17 protein-coding genes are annotated in these 16,259 nt (G+C 47.0%); 12 read left to right on the top strand and 5 right to left on the bottom strand.

From position 1 onward, the window contains the following. Positions 1-165 precede the first annotated feature (165 nt). Positions 166-1,416, bottom strand: a complete 1,251-nt coding sequence (locus tag AZ602_RS09640; protein ID WP_103034715.1) for an NRAMP family divalent metal transporter — start codon at positions 1,414-1,416, stop codon at positions 166-168. A 289-nt stretch (positions 1,417-1,705) separates the two neighbouring features. On the opposite strand from AZ602_RS09640, the gene prfA reads away from it, so the two are divergent. The 8 genes from prfA to AZ602_RS09605 all read left to right on the top strand — a co-directional run bounded on the left by prfA (position 1,706) and on the right by AZ602_RS09605 (position 6,865). Next, entirely contained in the window at positions 1,706-2,785 is a 1,080-nt protein-coding gene (gene prfA / locus AZ602_RS09635) for a peptide chain release factor 1 (protein ID WP_103034714.1), read from the top strand. Between the two features lie 308 nt (positions 2,786-3,093). Continuing rightward, entirely contained in the window at positions 3,094-4,152 is a 1,059-nt protein-coding gene (locus AZ602_RS10075; protein ID WP_158245129.1) for a hypothetical protein, read from the top strand. 40 nt (positions 4,153-4,192) lie between these two features. Further along, entirely contained in the window at positions 4,193-4,741 is a 549-nt protein-coding gene (locus AZ602_RS09625; RefSeq protein WP_103034712.1) for a MotA/TolQ/ExbB proton channel family protein, read from the top strand. 11 nt (positions 4,742-4,752) lie between these two features. Continuing rightward, the gene (locus tag AZ602_RS09620; protein ID WP_078317590.1) at positions 4,753-5,151 is read left to right on the top strand and encodes a biopolymer transporter ExbD; all 399 of its coding nucleotides are present in this window, start codon (positions 4,753-4,755) and stop codon (positions 5,149-5,151) included. A gap of 345 nt (positions 5,152-5,496) precedes the next feature. Further along, positions 5,497-5,850 (top strand): hypothetical protein, encoded by a 354-nt coding sequence (locus tag AZ602_RS09615; protein WP_103034711.1) that lies wholly within the window; start codon positions 5,497-5,499, stop codon positions 5,848-5,850. Positions 5,851-5,889: 39 nt separating this feature from the next. Continuing rightward, the gene (locus AZ602_RS10010; RefSeq protein WP_146025239.1) at positions 5,890-6,219 is read left to right on the top strand and encodes a hypothetical protein; all 330 of its coding nucleotides are present in this window, start codon (positions 5,890-5,892) and stop codon (positions 6,217-6,219) included. Continuing rightward, positions 6,216-6,521 carry a hypothetical protein gene (locus AZ602_RS09610; protein WP_103034710.1) on the top strand — a complete coding sequence of 102 codons (306 nt, stop codon included), beginning with the start codon at positions 6,216-6,218 and terminating at the stop codon, positions 6,519-6,521. The genes AZ602_RS10010 and AZ602_RS09610 overlap by 4 nt, the downstream gene beginning before the upstream one ends. Then, positions 6,518-6,865 carry a hypothetical protein gene (locus tag AZ602_RS09605; RefSeq protein WP_103034709.1) on the top strand — a complete coding sequence of 116 codons (348 nt, stop codon included), beginning with the start codon at positions 6,518-6,520 and terminating at the stop codon, positions 6,863-6,865. Before AZ602_RS09610 ends, AZ602_RS09605 begins: the two co-directional genes overlap by 4 nt. 175 nt (positions 6,866-7,040) lie before the next feature. Here AZ602_RS09605 and AZ602_RS09600 read toward each other — a convergent pair whose 3' ends face one another. Beyond that, positions 7,041-7,655 carry an inner membrane-spanning protein YciB gene (locus AZ602_RS09600; RefSeq protein WP_103034708.1) on the bottom strand — a complete coding sequence of 205 codons (615 nt, stop codon included), beginning with the start codon at positions 7,653-7,655 and terminating at the stop codon, positions 7,041-7,043. Positions 7,656-7,750: 95 nt separating this feature from the next. Then, positions 7,751-10,174: an endopeptidase La gene (gene lon, locus AZ602_RS09595; protein WP_103034707.1), complete on the bottom strand. Its 2,424-nt coding sequence runs from the start codon at positions 10,172-10,174 to the stop codon at positions 7,751-7,753. Positions 10,175-10,468: 294 nt separating this feature from the next. On the opposite strand from lon, the gene AZ602_RS09590 reads away from it, so the two are divergent. Then, complete coding sequence (locus AZ602_RS09590) at positions 10,469-11,779, top strand: Na+/H+ antiporter family protein (protein ID WP_199174122.1); 1,311 nt, start codon at positions 10,469-10,471, stop codon at positions 11,777-11,779. Between the two features lie 96 nt (positions 11,780-11,875). On the opposite strand, the gene AZ602_RS09585 is transcribed toward AZ602_RS09590, so the two are convergent. Together AZ602_RS09585 and corA are read right to left on the bottom strand one after the other, a co-directional pair. Continuing rightward, the gene (locus tag AZ602_RS09585; RefSeq protein WP_103034705.1) at positions 11,876-13,726 is read right to left on the bottom strand and encodes a monovalent cation:proton antiporter-2 (CPA2) family protein; all 1,851 of its coding nucleotides are present in this window, start codon (positions 13,724-13,726) and stop codon (positions 11,876-11,878) included. Positions 13,727-13,888: 162 nt separating this feature from the next. Further along, a complete protein-coding gene (corA, locus tag AZ602_RS09580; protein ID WP_103034704.1) occupies positions 13,889-15,202 on the bottom strand; it encodes a magnesium/cobalt transporter CorA in 1,314 nt (437 codons plus the stop codon). A 185-nt stretch (positions 15,203-15,387) separates the two neighbouring features. Between corA and AZ602_RS10070 the strand changes: the two genes are divergently transcribed. The 3 genes from AZ602_RS10070 to AZ602_RS09570 all read left to right on the top strand — a co-directional run bounded on the left by AZ602_RS10070 (position 15,388) and on the right by AZ602_RS09570 (position 16,141). Next, positions 15,388-15,540 carry a hypothetical protein gene (locus AZ602_RS10070; RefSeq protein WP_158245128.1) on the top strand — a complete coding sequence of 51 codons (153 nt, stop codon included), beginning with the start codon at positions 15,388-15,390 and terminating at the stop codon, positions 15,538-15,540. A 64-nt stretch (positions 15,541-15,604) separates the two neighbouring features. Further along, positions 15,605-15,847, top strand: a complete 243-nt coding sequence (locus tag AZ602_RS09575; protein ID WP_103034703.1) for a hypothetical protein — start codon at positions 15,605-15,607, stop codon at positions 15,845-15,847. A 42-nt stretch (positions 15,848-15,889) separates the two neighbouring features. Then, entirely contained in the window at positions 15,890-16,141 is a 252-nt protein-coding gene (locus AZ602_RS09570) for an Imm8 family immunity protein (RefSeq protein WP_103034702.1), read from the top strand. Positions 16,142-16,259: the final 118 nt, after the last annotated feature.

Here is a 16,259-nt window from a genome sequence, read left to right as displayed (position 1 = left end):
TGGCTGTGCTGTGGTAACTATGCTCTGTTAAATAATGATCAATGACTTCAAGTTTAAAGTCCATTGTGTATTTGGTCATAAAAACACCCCAAAGGTTGTCTAACTTTTGGGGTGCGGTTCAGGCAGGATGCTTTGGGGTGTATTTTTTGGATGGATAATAACGAGTTAGCCGATAAAGCCAAAAAATTGCAACAAGAACAAAATGGTAAAGCCTGACAAGAACACGATGCCTGCTAGAGCAAATAGCGTCATGCCAGTACTGATGTTGCCTTCTTTTTTGATCAGCTTGTAGTTAAGATAACCAAAAATCGGTGCGGTGACAAAGGCGGTAATCATCGCAAATTTTAGCATCGCTGCCATCTGACCCATGAAAAATGCGATCAAGCCATAGCCTGCAATGATAAAAAACGCAGTCCATTTGGCGACAAATTTTTCGGTCTCGTGAGTGGTTTCGGTCTTGATTAGCGATAGACACTCAGCGGTGGTGCGACCATAACCATCGGCACAGGTGATGACCGTGCCATACATGCATAAAAATGCGATGAATGCGACCAGTAGGCGCGACCATTCGCCGATGGTTTCGGTGTACATCTGAATGAGCTGACCGACATAAGCACCACCTTGCATGGCGATCTCTTGACCTGTACCGTACTGAACAAACACACCCAGCGCCAAGAAAAACAGCGCCAAAATTGCAGAAGTCAGATAGCCGACATTAAAGTCAATCATCCCTTGGTAGCGGTTGGTATGGTCGGTGCGAATCTTTTTGGCAGTCCAAACAGAAGTGATGGCCGAGAACTCAAGCGGTGCTGGCATCCAGCCCATCAAAGCGATGATAAAGCCAAGCGCTGCCAAATTCCAAGGCGATGCAGGCACAAAATCAGGTGCCATCACCGCAGGCTTGCCCATCGCCACAAATACCGCTGCCACGGTCGCTACCGTCAAGGCCACGATGATCCATTTGGTCACGCCATCAAGCAGCTTGTAGTGACCGGCAAATAGCAGCAGCCATGATGAAAACATGACGATGGCAGCCAATGCCAAAGTGTTCAACTCAAATGGCAATAAGTAGCCCAAAATCACCGATGCCAAGACCGCAACAGCGCCTGTGCTGATGATGCCAGATAAGATACACAAGACAAAAAACGCCAAAATATAAAAGCGCGACAGCTTGGCATAACCTGCCACCAGACTCTCGCCTGTGCTGTATGCATACTCAGTGCCGAAACGGTAAAATGGGTATTTGAATAAATTGGCAAGGATAATCATAATCGCCAGCTGCCAGCCGTAGAGCGCACCTGCTTGGGTTGATGCCACCAGATGCGAACCACCGATGGCCGCAGAAGCCATCAAAATCCCTGGGCCAAATGAGCGCCATGACAGCTTGTGGCTTTGATTCATAGAGATGTTATTCATAATTAAAACCTAAAAAGAACGCACAAAATAGGCCAAGCCTGATGGCAGCGTGCGCAATGATTGCTTGATAAATTTTTACAAACTAACACAGAGTAGCATAATTTCAAAGCATGTCAAACAAAAAATATGGAATAAAAGATATAACCAAGCCAATTTTGTCTTATTTAAGCTTCTAAGGAGCCATCGGCAGATGATCTGTGCCTAAAATGGATGCAAAAAAAGCCAAGATGTGGCAAAATACCATGCTATCTATCTATGAAATCAACAGCAACTACTAGCCGAACCCATTATGAAAGAATCCTTGCGAAATCGTTTAGACCAAATGGTCGATCGCTTTGAAGAAGTGACTGCACTGTTATCCGATCCTGATACCATCAGCGACAGCAAAAAATTCCGTGAGCTGTCGATGGAGCATAGTGATTTGGCCTTGATTAGTGAAACTTGGCAAAAGTTTGTCCAAGCTGAAGAGGATTTGGCGACGGCCAAAGAGCTGATGGATGATCCTGATATGAAAGAAATGGCCGCCGAAGAGATTGACAATGCCAAAGCGATCATCAATGAGCTAGAAGATACGCTCAATGTGATGATGCTACCAAAAGATCCCAATGACAAGGCGACGGCATTTTTGGAAATCCGAGCAGGCACAGGTGGCGATGAGGCAGCGATTTTTAGCGGTGATCTGTTTCGCATGTATCAAAAATATGCCCAATCCCAAGGCTGGCAAGTCGAAGTGCTGTCGGCCAATGAGGGCGAGCATGGTGGCTATAAAGAAATCATCAGCCGCGTCTCGGGCGCTGGCGTCTATGGGCGGCTGAAGTTTGAATCTGGCGCCCATCGCGTGCAGCGCGTGCCTGCCACCGAGTCCCAAGGCCGTGTGCATACCTCGGCATGTACTGTGGCGGTGATGCCTGAGGTTGAAATCGATGACAGCGTACAGATCAATCCAGCTGATCTGCGCATCGATACCTACCGCTCCAGTGGTGCAGGCGGTCAGCATGTAAACACCACCGACTCTGCGGTGCGCATCACTCACATTCCGACGGGCGTGGTCGCCGAATGCCAACAAGAACGCTCACAGCACGCCAACAAAGAAAAAGCGATGAAAATGCTGGTGGCACGCATCCAGCAAGCCAAAGTCCAAGCACAGATTGATGCCACCAGTGACATGCGACGCGATCTTGTCGGCTCAGGCGATCGCTCTGAGCGCATCCGTACTTATAATTTCCCGCAAGGTCGCATGACCGATCACCGCATTAATTTGACACTTTATAAGCTAGATGCCATCATGGAAGGGGATTTGACCGAGCTATTGGATAGCTTATTGCGTGAACATCAAGCAGATCTGATGGCGAGTGTCGGGTCGGAGTGACTTTGGTGGATGATCAATGGCTTGCATGCGTGAGTATGCAAGCTTTTTTTATTTGTCATCACTAATATGATCAACAATGCTTTGACAGATTAAATGTTATAATATATCATATTGTGCTGCTTGACGCGCACTGCATCAGATGAGCTCACCAGACCAAAAAATTTTCAAAAAGAGGATTGAAGTTTTTTGGCATTTCGTTCATAATATGATAACTGATAATAGTTATTATTATTATTCTATTTTAAATTTTGTACAATTTTCCTGTGACTCGCTCGGCTTGAGCGGATTGGTTAATGGTGGTGATTTCGGTGGATAATTCCAATAAAACCAAAGTATTGGCATGGTCTGTAGCGGCGGTATTGCATGGGGCGGCGGGGCTTGGTGTGGCGCAGATGCAGGCCAAGCCCATCAATCCGCCGAAGATCACGCCACCCATTGAGATTGAGCTGATCAACATGGAATCACCAACGCCTGTGCCTGTGACCCAAGCCGTCGCCATCGAGATGCCGCCTGTGACCCAAACAGCTGCGTCTGATCAGGCAGCTGAGCCAAGCAAGCCAAGTGAAGTGACGCCTGAACCTGTGACGCCAGAGTTGCCATCGGATTCTCAGACACCCGAACCAGAATTGGCTGAGGAAGTGCCGCCTGAGCCTGAACCAATCCTTGAGCCAGAACCAGAACCGACACCAGAACCAACCCCCGCACCGATGCCCGAGCCAGAGCCTATGGTGCCACAGCCTGACCCAACGCCTGCACCAACTCCAGAGCCTGCGCCGATGCCAGAGCCTAAACCTGTGCCTGCACCGACACCTGCGCCAACTCCTGTGCCTGCACCTGCTCCAGCACCTGCGCCAACTCCTGCTCCAGCACCTGCACCAACGCCTGCGCCTGTGCCTGCACCAGCACCTGCTCCAACACCAAAACCTGCACCTGCACCTGCGCCTGCTCCAGCTCCAGCTCCAGCACCGGCGCCTACACCAGCACCAACGCCAAAACCTGAGCCAAAACCTGAGCCAAAACCTGAGCCAAAACCTGAGCCAAAACCTGAGCCAAAACCTGCACCTGCTGGGCCACTGACTATCACCGCTGCCAGTTGGCGTAAAGCACCCAGATTGGGCGGATTTGACCCTGGTGAACAATGTATCAACACATCCATTGAGATCACATTTACCATCGATAGTTCCGGCAAGCCATCTAATGTCAGCTTAAATGGCTCAACAGGTGATCGCAAGTATGATAGCTATATTAGACAGCAAGTTGGCGCCGCCAGACTGCACCCACATGTCGTCGATGGGATTAAAACAGCGGTTAAGGCAAGATTTCCTGTGCAGCTTAATGAACGCGCAAATGCAAGTTGTTCACGGTAATTATCGCTTTTTTTGACATTTAATTAATAAGGTAATATTTATGGATTTTTCATTTTATTGGTCGCATACCGATGCGGTAAGTAAGACTTTATTTTTTATTTTGATTGCGCTGTCGGTCTCATCTTGGGTGATTGGCATTATGCGTGTGTTAAATTCACGCCGCCAAGCTGAGCGCATCGCCGATGATCTGACTGCCAATGCGCGCATCAGTGATGCCCAGCAGTTGCCCTTTGAACAGCGCAAAATGATCACCGAGCAGCACTTACTACAGCAGATCGCACGCCAGCGTTATGAGCTTGAAAAGGGCTTGCCAGTCCTTGGCACGACGGCATCGATCGCACCATTTATCGGACTATTTGGTACGGTATGGGGGATTTTTCATGCACTGCACAGCGTCGGTCAAAGCGGTCAAGCAGGTTTGGCTCAAGTTGCAGGCCCTGTGGGTGAGGCGCTGATTATGACAGGTCTTGGCTTGGCGGTGGCGATCCCTGCGGTGGTATTTTATAACATCGCCACACGCATCAATAAGCGCGCGCTACACATCGCTACCGACACGGCGCATGCACTGTTGGCACAAGTAGCAAGATAAGGGGAAGCGTGATGGCATTTGAACTGGGAAGTCAAGATGATAACGGCATGAATGAGATGAATCTCATTCCGCTGATTGATATCATGTTGGTGTTGATGATTATTTTTTTGGTGACAGCGACGGTACTGAACCCAAGCGTGCCACTGGATCTGCCAAAAACCTCAGCCGTGGTCAATGAGGCCCCGCCTGAGGTGGTGCAAGTCAGTATCGATGCTGCAGGGCAGGTATTTTGGGATGATCAGCCAGTGACCTTAGATGAGCTAACTGCGCGATTTGGTGATCAAAATCGTGACAATCCACCACAGATTAATCTGCGCGCTGATAAAGAGGGCAAGTACGACATGGTGGCGCAGGTGCTGGCATTGGCCAGTCAGTCGGGCATGACTAAGATCGCCTTTGTCAGTGAATAAATTAGCATATAATAAGCGGGTGATTGCCCGCTTTTTTTATTTTCCCACCATCGTGTGTCAATCAATGGTCAGATCAACAAAATCGTTTGATGGCTTTAAATATCATGATCACTGATACTATTGGTTGATTTATCATAATATGCCGAGCATGTCTGTTTCGTTAATTTGTCTAATAATTCTTGTCTCAAATGATGGTTGCTGCCTACCAAAAATATCTAGAAAGTGATACACTAGGCTTGACCAATGCCACCCAAGAAATCAAATCCATCATCAAAGTGCATGGCTCTGAAAGCCTGCAAATAGATGGGCGTAGTCGTGGTACACTCACCACAACAAAAATCAGACATGAGCATTCATGTTCAAGGGCATGCCGCAGACCCTGTGCATGGTGTGATAGGCTTTAACTCAAGCACGGGTGGAACAGTCTCTACCGAAAAAGTAGGCAAACTAAAAGAAACAGCTCTTATTATAAAAGAAGCTGGCAGAAGTGTTTTGGGTAAAGAAACCACTGCACATAATTGCTATGGGGTGGGAGACCCTAAATGTGAAAATAAAGGTTTGCTTGAAAACGGCGAGCCAATGACATGGGAGCCTGTTTATAAACCAAAACAGGATACCACACCAACTACACAACAAAACCCTAGTTTGTGTACAAACTCATCATCTACCGATAAGCAAAAGTGTAATAACACCAACTAGACTTGTAAATCTAGTTAGTCAGTCATAAGGAGACAAGCCATGAAAATTTTAATTATGCTTACAAGCATCTTATTGATCACGGGTTGCTTGCCTAGGGCTATGCAGCCGCCGCCTCAAGGGTATAAAAGCTATCAAAGTCGCCATCCTCGTATTAATGTCGAACAAATTAAGCGAGATATGACAGAGTGTGGTTTTCCTGATGTAAATAATGTAAGTTCCCACTTCGTCCATAATCACGATGGATATGTAGCATCCAACCTTTGCATGGAACATAAAGGTTACAAAGAAGGCTCACTACCTCGTGGCGTATGCCATAGATATCCCGATAGCTCGCCTTGCCAAGCTCGACAAAGTAACAATCCCAAATGAGCATCCATGTCCAAGGTCATACTGCAGACCCTGTGCATGGCATCATAGGCTTTAACTCAAGCACAGGCGGTACAACCAAGCCAGATAATGTCTTTGGTGTTGTTAAGGAGGCGTTTAATTCTGCTCTTGGCAAAAAAACCACAGCTCATAACTGTTATGGGGTGGGAAGGTCAGAATGTGTGCAAGCCGGTTTGATTAAAAATGAGCAACCGATGACATGGGAACCAGTATACAAACCCAAGATAAGCAGTACAACAAATACTGTTGAAAATCAAGAAACTCAAAAGGAGAGCGATAAATGACTGCAATTAGATTAGCTGTTTTGATATGCGTTACAAGCCTGTTGAATGGTTGTATACTATTGATGCTTGCTGACAGGTCTGCACCTCTGGAATCGTGGGAGCATTACTATAAAAAAAGAAAACATGATACTCCTTTTGAAGTCGTTCAAGTGGATATGTTGCACTGTGGATTTGACAACCCTAGAAATACTTCAGAGTTGTTTAATAAAGACCTTGATCAACATATAACAGCCGAGATTTGTATGGAAAATAAGGGATATCATAAGATTGTTTTACCAAAAGGCGTCTGCCATAGATACCCTGATAGCTCACCCTGTCAAGCCCGTCAAAAAAATCCCAAATGAGCATTCATGTTCAAGGGCATAAATCTGATTTTGTTCACACGGTTATTGGTCGTAATCAGTCCAGTGGGCTGCGTACAACGCACTATTGCTTAGATGGGTTGTTGATGGTGTGTTGTATGCACCATGCTGACCTTTATAAAAAAGCCCTATGATTGGCGTATCACAGGGTATCTGATTATTGAATATCTTTGCGGATATGACGCCGCAAGCTAAAAAACATCACCGCAATAAAGCCAAACATCACGATCATATCACCAAAGGCGGTAAATTCGCCCCAGTATTTGCCATCTGCAAAGACAAAGGCAAAAAATGCGTGCAAACCTGCCATCGTGCCAAACATCGCCACCCAAGCCAGATTGAGCCGCTGCCAGCCTGCGTGTGTCAGATCAAACACAGGCTCAAACAGACGCTTGATGATCGGGCTTTTGTCTTTGGTAAATAAGGGCGAGATCAGTAGGCCGATGGCAAAGGCGGCATTGATCAGCACTGCTTTTAGCATGATATAAAACGCATCACTGAGCGCTAAAGTGATGCCGCCAAACACCACCGTCATCAATAGTACGAACCATTGCTGCTTTTCTAGGCGAAATTTTTGGCTGATGAATAAATAACCATAAACCGCGATGGTCGCAGCGATCAGACCTGCGGTGGCGACCAGAATGTGGTTATTATCTGTGCCACCCGATGCGCCGATCAGCTGTAGGATCGGATGGTTGCTGTCAGTGGGTTCGGTGGTCTTGTATAACACAAAAAATAAAATCAGCGGAATGTAGTCAAATAAAGCTTTCATGGATCGATGTCAATACAAAATGAGAAGAAGTTGCAAATAAAAGCGCACAGCAGTCAAAAAACCTTGCCAAGATGTGTGTCTTGGCAAGGCGTGGATCAGCTGATGGCTTGTTCTTTGGCTGCGTCATGCGTGATGACTTTTGGCGGGATAGGGCGAAGTTTTTCGACCAAAGCCGCTGCCAGCACTTCATCGATACTCTCAACAGGGGTGATAATCAGACCTTCTTTGACATTGTCAGGAATCTCTGCCAAATCACGCTCGTTTGACTTAGGAATCAGTACTTGCTTGATGCCACCACGGTGAGCAGCCAGCAGTTTTTCTTTTAGGCCACCGATACGCAATACCTTGCCACGCAAAGTCACTTCACCAGTCATGGCGATATCTGCACGGATGGCGATACCTGTCATGGCTGAGACGATGGCTGTGGTCAGGGCGATACCTGCTGATGGGCCATCTTTTGGTGTCGCGCCTTCTGGCATATGGATGTGCAAATCCGTGTTTTTGAATTTTTCATAATCAATGCCAAAGCGTTCACCACCTGCACGCACGACACTCATCGCAGCACGGATAGACTCTTTCATCACATCACCAAGCGATCCTGTGAATACCAGCTCGCCTTTGCCTTGCATGGTCGCAGATTCGATGGTCAATAGCTCACCGCCCACCGATGTCCAAGCCAGACCTGTGATACGGCCAACTTCAGGTTCTTGTTCGGCCAGACCATAATCGAATGGTTTGACACCCAAGAAATCACTGATATTATCATCTGTCACGGCAACGGTATCAAACTTCACGCCTTTTTTGGGCTTGATGCCGTGCGTTTCGACTTGAGAGCGGACAGCTTTACGGCTGATTTTATTGATTTCACGCTCAAGATTACGCACGCCAGCTTCACGGGTATAATGGCGGATAATGCTCGTTACCGCATCGTCGGTGATGTCAAGCTCATCGTTGCCCAGACCGTTTTGTTCCAGTGCTTTTGGGATCAGATAATTATTGGCAATCGCCAGTTTCTCATCTTCGGTATAGCCTGGCAGGCGAATCACTTCCATACGATCCAGTAGTGCTGGTGGAATATTCATGCTATTGGCAGTACAGATGAACATCACCTGAGACAGATCCAGATCTAGATCCAAATAATGATCATTGAACGCTTTATTCTGTGATGGATCAAGCACTTCTAGTAGGGCAGAGGCTGGATCGCCACGGAAGTCTTGTGCCATTTTGTCAATTTCATCGAGCAAAAATAGCGGGTTTTTGACTTCAACTTTTGATAATGACTGCACAATCTTGCCTGGCATCGCCCCGATATAGGTGCGGCGATGACCACGGATTTCTGCTTCGTCACGCACGCCACCGAGTGCCATACGCACAAACTTACGGCCTGTGGCACGAGCGATGCTCTCACCCAGTGAAGTCTTACCCACACCTGGAGGGCCGACGAGGCATAGGATCGGGCCACGGATTTGCTTGACACGAGATTGTACCGCTAGGTATTCTAAGATGCGATCTTTGACATCATCGAGACCGTAGTGGTCTTTATCCAGTGTTTCTTTGGCTTTTTCAAGGTTGATGGAGACCTTGCTCGCCTTATTCCACGGTGTATCTAAGATCCACTCGACATAGCCACGCACCACAGCAGCCTCAGAAGATGAGGCAGGCATTTGTTTGAGCTTTTTAAATTCGCTTTCGGCTTTTTTGCGGACATCATCAGGCAGATCAGCGGCTTTTAGGCGATTTTCAAGTTCAGTATCGTCATCATCAGCACCATTATTGAGATCTGACAGCTCGTTTTTGATGGCTTTCATTTTCTCATTTAAGAAGTACTCACGCTGATTATTTTCCATCTGCTTACGCACAGTGTCTTGCAGTTCGCTTTCAAGACTGCGCTCAGCTTTGGTGTTGGTAAAGTATTCGCTGAGCGTCGCAAAATGCGCTGTGACATCGCCTGATTCGAGCAGTGCTTGTTTTTTGTCCAGCGGAATTTGGGTGCGTGTCGCGATAAAGTAAATCAGCTCTAGCAGATCATCGATGTTGGATGCGACGCGTACCAGTTCACGGAAGTTGCGCAGGTTATGCTCGGCGTATTCGGTGAATAGCTCAAGCAGCACCGATTTTTGGGCTTTGATTTCATCATCGCCGAGCTCAAGCTTAATATCGGCAGCATCAAAGCTAACTTGTAGGCTGCCTTGATCATCCTGCTCATTGATCTCACCGACTTTTACGCGCTCTAGACCTTCGATCAGTACCTTTAGGCACTTATCATCAGAGTCATGCGGCATGGTGCTGACGATGCGGCAGCGCGTACCGAATTGATATAGGTCATCGACATTGATCTCTTCGGCCAATGAGTCTTTTTGGGAGACGACGATCAGCTCGCCATCATAGGCATCTTGGGCAAGCTCGATGGCTTTGATGGACTGCTCACGGCCGACAAATAGGGCGATCTGCATGTGTGGATAGACGATCACATCACGCACCGCCAATAGGGGTAGGGTTTGTAAGGATTTTTTGCTCATCGTTGTTGTTTCCTTATAAAAGTGATGGGTGGTTAATGGTGGTGCTGTGGATAAATTACAAGTCAATGACGCTGAAATTCGCGTAATTTTTGGGTTATGATAAGGTCTATTTTAATAAAATCTTGCCATAATGTTGCTGTATTGAAATTGTATAGATAAATTAATTCAATAAGTGCTTGATTCTAAATATGATTTTATCAAATTAACCTTGGTTAAATGCGGTATAATAACGCACGAAAACTGACGCCAACTTTGCGCATGCGATGTTGGCATATCAATAAATAGGTGACTATGATGAATGCTGTATTACTTGCGGTCATTGTGATGGTGGGACTGTCGCTGGCTCGTGTCCATGTCGTACTAAGCTTGGTGATTGGTGCGCTCGTTGGCGGTGTCGTGGCAGGGATGTCGGTGGCTGATACCTTGACAGCGTTTCAAGGCGGCATCAAAAATGGCGCTGAGATTGCGCTGTCTTATGCGATGCTTGGGGCATTTGCGATGGCGATCGCGCACTCTGGCTTGCCGCAGATGATCGCTGATAAGTTGATCGTTAAGGTTAGTCATACCGATGGGGCGACTCAGCTAAAATGGCTGTTGTTTGCGATTTTGGTGGTGATGGCGATGATGTCGCAGAACATTGTGCCGATTCACATTGCCTTTATTCCGCTGATTGTGCCGCCGCTACTATTGGTGATGAATCGCCTACGGCTCGATCGTCGTGCGGTGGCGTGTATTTTGACCTTTGGTTTGGTCAATACTTATATGTTTATCCCGTATGGCTTTGGTGATATTTTCTTAAATCAGATTATCCTAAAAAATGTCAATGACGCTGGCATGGTGACAGGTGATATCTCGATGATGCAGACCATGACGATTCCTGCGATGGGGATGTTATTGGGTTTGATCATCGCTGTGTTTGTGACTTATCGTAAGCCACGAGCCTATCGGGATATTGAGATTGCCAAAGAAGCACCAGCCAAAGTGGTCAGCGGCTATGATGTGGCGGTGGCTGTCGGGGCGATTTTGATGGCATTGGGCGCACAGCTGATGACAGACTCACTACTGATTGGCTCGCTCGTCGGCTTTGCGGTGTTTATGGCGACTGGTGTGGTCAAATGGCGTGAGGCCAATGATGTCTTTAATGACGGCATCAAAATGATGGCAATGATTGGCTTTATCATGATTTGTGCACAAGGCTTTGCCGAAGCGATGAAAGCTACAGGACAGATTGATGCTTTGGTGGATGGCGCGATGCAGCTATTTGGCGGCAACAAGGCAATGGCGGCATTGGCGATGCTGATCGTTGGCTTGGTTGTGACTTTGGGCATTGGCTCGTCATTTTCAACGGTGCCAATCATCGCCACCATCTATGTGCCACTATGCATGGCGATGGGCTTTAGCGTACCTGCGACGGTGGCTTTGGTTGCGACCGCAGGCGTGCTCGGTGATGCAGGTTCACCGGCGTCGGATTCGACCTTAGGTCCGACAATGGGTCTTAATGCCGATGGTCAGCATGATCATATCAAAGATAGCGTGATCCCGACCTTTATTCACTATAATATTCCGCTGATTATTTTTGGTTGGATCGCGGCGATGGTGTTGTAATTGGCTGCTAATTTGTGATTTGCCAATAAATGCTCAAAAAATAAGGCTGAAATTTGTTTTCAGCCTTATTTTTATAGATTTTGATGAATGGGTGAATTAATCACCACTTTGACCAAGATAGGTGCCGCGCTTAGGCTGCCAATCAATCTCTTCACCACGCATTAGCCGATCAATCATCACCTTGGTATCAGCGCGATGCTCGTTTAGTAGGCTGATCATGTGTGTGTTCTTATAGCGGCCGATATTAGGATCATAAGTTGCGGCAGCATTTGCCACGCCATCACGATCTCGGTGATGATACAGATGAGCGATACGCTCAGCGATGTCGCTATCCATGCCTAAGATCTCAAGGCTGGTCTTGGCACTGCGTACCGCTGAGTCAAAGGTCTCGCGAATCACCGCATTGGCACCAGCATGATGCAGCTGATAGGCGTGAATACGGTCATAAGCACGAGCAACGATGGGCAGTGTCGGATAATCATGGCGAAGATGTTTGACGATGCTGGATGCTTTTTGGGGGTCGTTGATGGCAACGACCACGAGTTTTGCTTTGGCGACCCCCGCCATCTCAAGCAGATCAAAACGGGTAGCATCGCCATAATAGGTTTTGACGCCAAGACTTGCCAAGCCATCGACATGATCGGCATCGCTATCGATCAGGGTCGTCTGATAGCCACAAGCGGTCATCACGCCATTGACCACTTGTCCGTATCTGCCATGACCTAGGATGATGATTGGGTTTTCTTCATCGATATGATCGCTATCACGCGTGCCATCATTGGTTTTGCGACTGGTTAATTTACCATGAATCACCAAAAACAGCGGTGTCAGCACCATCGACAGCACAACAATCGCAGTCAGATTGGCGTGTGTGGTGGCATCGATGACCGACTGCGTCGCGGCAGCTGAGAACAGCACAAAGGCAAATTCACCCCCTTGAGCCATCATCACCGCACGCTCGGTGGCGATGGCATGGTCGGATTTGGTCAAGCGAGCCGCTACATAAATCCAAATGCCTTTGGTCGCCATCAGTGCAATCACGCCCAGTGTGATCAGCTGCCAGTTATTCGCCACCACCGACAAATCCAGTGCCATGCCGACGCCTAAGAAAAACAAACCCAACAGTAATCCGCGAAACGGCTCAATATCCGCTTCTAGCTGATGGCGAAAGCTGGACTCAGATAATAGCACGCCTGCGACAAACGCCCCCATCGCCATCGACAGTCCACCAAGCTCCATCAATAATGCCGAGCCAAGCACCACCAGTAGGGCGGCAGCAGTCATGATTTCACGCACGCCAGTTTTGGCAAGTATCTTAAACAAAGGATTAATCAGCACGCGACCAGTAAAAAACAGTGCCAGTAATGAACCAATCGCCACTAAAATCGACTGCCAAGCAGGCGTCTCACTCGTATGCACCACAGGTGACAAGAACGCCACAATGGCAAGCAGTGGCACGATGAGCAAATCTTCAAACAGCAAAATCGACACCATGCTTTGACCTTTGGCAGTGCCAAGCTCATTATTCTCACCAAGACTTGACATGACAATGGCTGTCGAAGTCAGTACAAAGCCTGCCGCACCGATGAACGCCACTTGCCATGATGCGCCAAACAGCATAATCACCGCGGTCATCAAAGCAGTCGCACCCAGTACCTGCAGCGAACCTAGCCCAAAAATCTGCCGCCGCAGACCCCATAGATGTGCTGGCTGCATCTCAAGCCCGATGATGAATAAGAACATCACCACGCCAAGCTCCGCCACATGAATGATGGTCTGCGGATCGGTAAACATCCCCAAGCCAAACGGGCCAATTAACAGACCGCCTGCCAGATACCCAAGTACAGAGCCCAAGCCAATTTTGCGAAAAATCGGTACAGCAATCACCGCCGCCCCAAGCAGGGTAACGACTTTGATCAGCTCACCTGCCATGCCTGCTTCGGCCATAGTTCACCTTTATATCATTGATTAATTTAAACAATTCTTGCAATCATAACAAAAAAGACAGCATTCATATGATGCTGCCATCTTAACCTAAGCTTGATGATTTCACCAATACTATTAGAAAAAATAAGAAAATCTGATGAAATCATTAATAATTATAATAAATTATAACCAGCCAGCTTTTCTAAATTTAGAATATAAATACAAACACACAGCAATCACTGCACCCAGCACGATAAAATAGCCGTATTTGTAGTGTAATTCAGGCATAAAATCAAAGTTCATCCCATAGATGCCTGCCACCGCCGTCGGCACCGCAGCAATACCTGCCCAAGCAGCCAGCTTACGCACGACATCGTTCTGCCCCATGGTTACCATCGCCATATAGGTATCCATCGCCACAGACAGCATTTCGTTGAGTCCATTGACCGCATCGATCGAGCGAAGTAGATGGTCGTTGACGTCGCGAAAATACGGCTTGGCGGCGGCAGGGAAGGCAGCAACCAGCTCATTTTTTTTGTGGTTGATAAAGAAATTACACACATCTTGCACAGGTAAAATCACCGCGCGCATATGGACAAGTTGTGATTTTAATTCGTACAGGCTTTTGAGTGTTGATTTGCTAAATTCGTGCGAGAAAATGTTGCGTTCTTGTTCACGCAAGTAGTTGCCCAAGCGATCAGTAATCGGCAGGTAGTTATCGACGATGAAGTCCAAGATCGCATGCAGCACGAAGATCGGGCCAAGACGCAGTTTCTCAGGACGGCGATGGCAATGCTCACGCACTGGGCTGTATGAGTTGGAAGCACCACGACGCACGCTGATGATGAAATTTTTGCCCATAAAAATCGCCGTCGTACCATAGCGGATTTGATTGTCTTCAAGCTTGGCGGTACGCACGACCACGAAAATGGTGTCATTGCCATAGCTTTCGACTTTTGGGCGCTGGTGGTCAGCAAAGGCATCTTCAAGTGCTAGTTCGTGTAGATCAAAGGCATCTTGGACTTCTTTGACGGTCTCAAGGCTTGGGTCATACAGCCCAAGCCAAATAAACTGGTTGTTATTAGTCAATGCACGGCTAACATCTTCGATCGCCAGAGGCTCAATCGGTGCGCCTGTTTTACGAGAATATGAGTAGCAGACAATGGTTTCGTTATCCCCTGATTGCTCAATGTCTTCAAAACGATCGGCATCAGGGTCATAGACAGTCATGGTCTCGATGGTGTCTTCGAGCGTGGCATCAGAGTCGCCATAGATATAGCTGTCGTGCGTGTCATGGAAAGTTTCGGCAGATTTTGTTTCGGCTTCGTCTAGGTCGTCATCGTCTTCTTGTTCGCCTTCATTATCAAGCCAGTCTTCATTTTGTTCGTCATGTCGCTCATCAGTGGCGGGCTCAAACAGTTCGGCTTGAGCAGGCGTGTAAGGCTTGGCGGTCTCGCTTGGGGTGCGGTCTGTGTCTTTTTCGTGCTGTTGAGTCATCGCAAGGCCCTTTAAATTCGATCGCCAAAATCTGCTTAAAAGTGAACATTATAGCAACATTTTTGGCTGATTTCATCTGTTTTGATGGCAAAATCGGCACTTAAGACAGGATTTAGGCTTTATCAATTAGGCTTTTGATCAAGTAGGTGAGCTAGTTTAAGCTCCAGCCACTAACACGCAAACACATGGCTGTCTTTACTGTTGATGATAGGGATGCTACCATAGCAGCCCCAAACCACGAAATCGCTCACCACAATGGCTTAAGCGAAACTTCTGCCACCAACATGGGCAAACTGGGTAATTTTGCGTATAATATCGGCACAAGCTTTAGCTGGTAAAGTCATTAGGTTTGAAAGCAGGGCGGAAGCACAGAAAATAGCTGAGCTATCAGGAATGCTGAGGATGACTGCACATCAAAAAGGTAATTTTGGGATGGGTCAAGCAACTAGAGCCGAGTCTGATTTAATGGGTAAAGCTTGGGTGGGTAATGGCTATAAGATAGCCAGTGATGGAAAAACTCTTGTAAGTGCTGATGGCATGAGGCAATACAGACCACCATTCCCTAAGCCAAACAGTTCTCATGCTACCACAGGTGTTCAAGCCAATTTTGAAAGAAGGTTTGAGGGTCAGAAGACCAAAGGATGACAAGTAAATGGGTATTTAAATATAGTTGATTGAGGTGTTCTAATGATTTTGGAAGTTAAGAGCTTGTACAGTCCGGATGTTTTTGATTTGAAACTATTTAGAGATATAGGAGAGCCATTTTCCATTCTTCTAGAAGTTGTTATAGGTGAAAAAAATAAAGATGGCGGTGATATATTTTCTTTTACCATAGTAAATATTTCTTTTTTGGAAGAGATGATTAATGAGGATGAAGTCATTTTTGGTAAAAATATGATAATTGTTAAGAGGTTTGACTACATTCAGATAGTTAACTGAACCGTCCCGGGATTGTCGGAGACCCAAAACTCTGAGACAATACCCTTATGAAAACCAAACAATACTCAACTGAAATTAAGACTCGAGCCGTCGAATTACTCATCGAATCACAAAAAGA

It is taken from the genome of Moraxella sp. RCAD0137 (assembly GCF_002894025.1).
GTDB lineage: Bacteria > Pseudomonadota > Gammaproteobacteria > Pseudomonadales > Moraxellaceae > Moraxella > Moraxella porci.
The sequence above is the reverse complement of the archived record's forward strand: the minus strand, read 5'-3'. Positions and strand labels throughout refer to the sequence as shown.